At 64.7% G+C, this 1,045-nt stretch carries 1 protein-coding gene; it reads left to right on the top strand.

Annotation, left to right across the window (positions count from 1 at the left end; all coding sequences use genetic code 11):
- A partial coding sequence (tuf, locus tag B551_RS18540; protein ID WP_023264761.1) for an elongation factor Tu occupies positions 1-1,043 on the top strand: 1,043 nt, incomplete at its 5' end.
- Positions 1,044-1,045: the final 2 nt, after the last annotated feature.

The following is a 1,045-nucleotide window of genomic DNA, read 5'->3' as shown; positions in this document are numbered from 1 at the left end:
TCGATGCGGCGCCGGAAGAGAAGGCACGCGGTATTACCATCAACACCGCGCACGTCGAGTACGAGACGGCCAACCGCCACTACGCGCACGTTGACTGCCCGGGCCACGCCGACTACGTCAAGAACATGATCACGGGCGCCGCGCAGATGGACGGCGCGATCCTGGTGTGCTCGGCCGCTGACGGCCCGATGCCGCAGACGCGCGAGCACATCCTGCTGGCCCGTCAGGTCGGCGTGCCGTACATCATCGTGTTCCTGAACAAGTGCGACATGGTGGACGACGCCGAGCTGCTCGAGCTGGTGGAAATGGAAGTGCGCGAGCTGCTGTCGAAGTACGAGTTCCCCGGCGACGACACCCCGATCATCAAGGGTTCGGCCAAGCTGGCGCTCGAAGGCGACAAGGGCGACCTGGGCGAAGAGGCGATCATGCGCCTGGCCGAGGCGCTGGACACCTACATCCCGACGCCGGAGCGCGCCGTGGACGGTACGTTCCTGATGCCGGTCGAAGACGTGTTCTCGATCTCGGGCCGCGGTACCGTGGTGACCGGCCGTATCGAGCGTGGCGTGATCAAGGTCGGCGAGGAAATCGAAATCGTCGGTATCCGCCCGACGGTCAAGACCACCTGCACCGGCGTGGAAATGTTCCGCAAGCTGCTGGACCAGGGCCAGGCTGGCGACAACGTCGGTCTGCTGCTGCGCGGCACCAAGCGTGAAGACGTCGAGCGCGGCCAGGTGCTGTGCAAGCCGGGTTCGATCAAGCCGCACACGCACTTCACCGGCGAGGTGTACATCCTGTCGAAGGACGAAGGCGGCCGTCACACCCCGTTCTTCAACAACTACCGTCCGCAGTTCTATTTCCGTACGACCGACGTGACCGGCTCGATCGAGCTGCCGAAGGACAAGGAAATGGTCATGCCGGGCGACAACGTGTCGATCACCGTCAAGCTGATCGCCCCGATCGCGATGGAAGAAGGCCTGCGCTTCGCCATCCGTGAAGGCGGCCGCACCGTCGGCGCCGGCGTCGTCGCCAAGATCCTGGACTAAGC

This window comes from Cupriavidus sp. HPC(L) (assembly GCF_000307735.3).
Classification (GTDB): domain Bacteria; phylum Pseudomonadota; class Gammaproteobacteria; order Burkholderiales; family Burkholderiaceae; genus Cupriavidus.
This window is presented reverse-complemented; position numbering and strand designations above follow the sequence as displayed.